This is a genomic window from Vibrio sp. 1874 (assembly GCF_033344395.1).
Taxonomy (GTDB): domain Bacteria; phylum Pseudomonadota; class Gammaproteobacteria; order Enterobacterales; family Vibrionaceae; genus Vibrio; species Vibrio alginolyticus.
Window position 1 is genome coordinate 1 of sequence record NZ_JAWPOR010000043.1, and the last position, 3,270, is coordinate 3,270.

General features: G+C 36.1%; 3 protein-coding genes. All 3 read left to right on the top strand.

The features are described 5' to 3' along the window. Positions 1–115: 115 nt before the first annotated feature. The 3 genes from R8N46_RS24255 (at position 116) to R8N46_RS24265 (ending at position 3,105) form a co-directional block, all read left to right on the top strand. On the top strand, positions 116–1,735 hold the full coding sequence (locus R8N46_RS24255; RefSeq protein WP_250156752.1) for a Shedu immune nuclease family protein: 1,620 nt from the start codon (positions 116–118) through the stop codon (positions 1,733–1,735). Between the two features lie 240 nt (positions 1,736–1,975). Further along, positions 1,976–2,527, top strand: coding sequence for a class IV adenylate cyclase (gene cyaB, locus R8N46_RS24260; protein ID WP_115386074.1), 552 nt, complete (start codon positions 1,976–1,978; stop codon positions 2,525–2,527). 209 nt (positions 2,528–2,736) lie between these two features. Next, positions 2,737–3,105: a hypothetical protein gene (locus tag R8N46_RS24265; protein WP_064354094.1), complete on the top strand. Its 369-nt coding sequence runs from the start codon at positions 2,737–2,739 to the stop codon at positions 3,103–3,105. The last annotated feature ends 165 nt before the right edge of the window (positions 3,106–3,270 follow it).

The window sequence follows — 3,270 nt, forward strand, 5'->3', positions numbered from 1 at the left end:
TCCATCGTTGGGTTTTGTGTTTACGGTTGTATGGTTAGGTTTCGTGGTAGCGTTGCTCACACCTTAATGCGGCGTTAGCATGCAAATAGCGTCAATCAGGTTTTGAAGGATTATAATGAAACTTGTAACGAAAAGAGTAGAGAATTTAGGAACTCCTTCATCTGAAAATGGAGTTTTCTCAATGCTTAGTGAGCTCAGAAGAGAGCTTCTACTAGAGATTTCGGAAGGCGAAAAAAGGATAGGAAGTTCAGAAGAAATAAAAAGTTGGATTTTAGAGCACTATCAAGCCAACCCCTTAGTTGGTGATATGTATAATGCAATTTTAATGATAAAAAAAGATTTAGTTTATTCTGAAGGCGATTTACCACAGCTTGCGGAATGTAAGTCTAAGATATCTCAATTGGAAACATTACCTCTTCCTGAGTTTTGCTTTATAACTTCTCGTATTCAAGATGTAGAAAAAGGAGTGTTAATTCAAAGAGAAGAGCTTAAAGGCGCTGGTTTAGTCTATTCTATAACAATTTTCGATAGAGAGTACTTAACGAAGAAAGCAGTACGCCTAGAAATTCGAGTGTGTAAAAAAGAACCAGAGCCATTTGTTTCTCTTTTTACCATTAATGGCTGGACTCATATATCTAAGGAAAGTGTGCAATCAAATGAGTATGCCGTATTTGCTCTCCGATGTTTAATAGCCTATCACCGTTACGAGTATCCAGTATTAACAAAAGATTTAATAATTGTTGATGAACAAGATAAGCTTACTGATAATGACTATTTATTAGATTTAATAGTTAAGGCTCATAAAAATGAAATAAAATGCTATAAAGCAGAAGTTCCATTAAATATTATTAAGCCACGTGATATTGAATACGCATTATCTATTCCGAAAGAAAGAATTCAGTCTTACATTAACAAAATGTGTGATTTTGGCTTTTCTTTTTCTGAGTTGCTTATCTATGAAGATGGTAATGTTTTCATAACTGATGACGATTATCCTGTATACCTTGCTTATGCAGCAATGGATATTAGTATGGTTCCAGCGGTAATATTAGGTGAATTTAAGAACACTGATGTGAAAGTTTTGTCTGAGGGAGGAGGAGAGTTGATGCCTCCGATAGGTGTCGAAGAAATTGAAGACTCAGGTATTCCTATTAAAACTAAAGAACAAGCTCTTAGAGAGAAAATATCTAGTTTATGCCCCAAAATTTCTGATTCTACGAAACTGGAAAATAGATTTGTTCATTTCTGTAGACTAATTGGTAGTAGATCGACAAAAGAAAAAGAGCTACATGAATTTTTAAATAAAAATCCACAAATTTTAGATAGTCATATGGCCTCTATGTTCAGCGAAGTTAGAATAGGTCGCTATAGAGCAGACTTAGTTATACGTTATGAGCAAGTCGACAAAAAAGTAGTATTGGTTGAGCTGGAGCGTCATAGTGATAAAATATTTACGAAGTCCAACCGTATAAGAAAAAAAGTTACTCATGCATCTCAACAAGTGGAAGACTGGATTAACGAAATTAGATTAGGGACAAATAATGCACCGAAATGGTTAACGAATCAATATAATCCTGAAGGTTTTGTCGTTATTGGTCGCTCAAAAGACCTCTCAGAAGACCAAAAACAAATTTTGTTTTCATTAAATGTGAATCGTAAGGTAAAGATAATAACCTATGATGATTTGTTGGAGCGAATGAAACGGCTTATGGGAATGATTGGTGGCTTAAACTAGTAAATGCATCTATGCCGTTATTAATATGTGTTCTGGCGTTCTAATAAGCGAATGCTAACAAATTGCTTAAGAGTGACAGCTAACCTTTGGCATTTTTGGTTTGGGTGAGTTTAGTGATTACGGTGGCTTTGCTTGAACTTAATGGTTGGTTAGCTGCACCTTAGCAAAGCGTTATGCGTACGAGCATGATTAGCTACTCTCTCTTATGGTAAAATTCGCATTTTGTTATAGGATCCCAAGATGAGCGATGAGCATTTTCAAGGTAAGTATGAGGTAGAGCTAAAGTACCGCCTTGAGTCGAAGACTAATTTCATGAATGTTTTGAAAAATATACCTCATGAAATAATGGTTGAGGACAATCTAGAATCCGATTGTTATTTTGATACTCCTGATAAATCATTGTATCAGCAGAATAAGAGTGTCTGTATTCGCACTATGAAGCCTTCGGGTATTAAGCTTTGGATTGTAAAAGGCCCTGAGGCAGACCGATGTGAAGCGACTAATATCACTGATGCAGAAAATGCTAAAAGTATGCTTGAAACTATGGGGTACGAAATTACGTTAAAGGCTACCAAAACTCGAAGTATCTATTTCGTTGGCAAGTTTCATATCACGGTTGATTCATTAGATGGTATTGGCGACTTTGCTGAGTTCGCTATCATGACAGACGATGAATCAATGCTAATTGCTTATAGGTCGGAACTTGAAGCCCTAGCTAGCAAGTTTGGGTTGACAGGTTCAGCATTGCAGAATAAATCCTATAAACAGATGTTCGAGGAAAAGTACGCATAACAAAGCATTTAAGAGTGATTCGCAACGCTTGGCATTTTCGCTTCGCTCAAGTATAGCCAAACGTCGCTCACACCTTAATGCGGCGTTAGCACTCTTTATGTCATAACAGTTTAAAGTAGGTGCTTTTATGCTCTAACATTGTTTAATTGATTTTTTGGTGTTATCTGAGATTCGGATAACTATATTCTAGCTAGTATTAAGGAGACTTTATGTCAACGGTATTTTCTGTTTCGTCTGTTGGTGAGTTACATGATCTAAATGTTAAATCAAAAAACGGGCGTCATTTTGTTATTGATATTATCAAGAAACAAGGTGGTCAGTTTTTTTCAAACGTCACTGTATATGATCCTTCACTCGCATCCTATGGTGTTATCTACGAAACAAGTCCTTCAACAACGTCTGCTAATGATAATTATCAGGCATCGATTCAACTTATAATGGCATATCTCGACAGTATCGATACTGCAGACTCTATTGTTGATATTCATAACCATTGTAATTGTCCTTTTGTATCTGAAAATGATCAAAATGTAATCTTGGCTAAATTAGCGATTCATCTATCTGTACGTGTGAACTGAGTGCTAACAAAGCATTTAAGAGTGATTCGCAACGCTTGGCGTTTTCGCTTCGCTCAAGTATAGCCAAGCGCCGCTCACACCTTAATGCGGCGTTAGGTATTCAGGATGAAATCAAATATTACAGTGAAATTTGCATGTTTAGATTGCAGGAAAGTGTTTAAAAAG

What these genes read in the sequence shown, in the direction of transcription:
- R8N46_RS24255 (WP_250156752.1), top strand. Translation starts at nt 116, where the DNA reads ATGAAACTTGTAACGAAAAGAGTAGAGAATTTAGGAACTCCTTCATCT.
- R8N46_RS24265 (WP_064354094.1), top strand. Translation starts at nt 2,737, where the DNA reads ATGTCAACGGTATTTTCTGTTTCGTCTGTTGGTGAGTTACATGATCTA.
- cyaB (WP_115386074.1), top strand. Translation starts at nt 1,976, where the DNA reads ATGAGCGATGAGCATTTTCAAGGTAAGTATGAGGTAGAGCTAAAGTAC.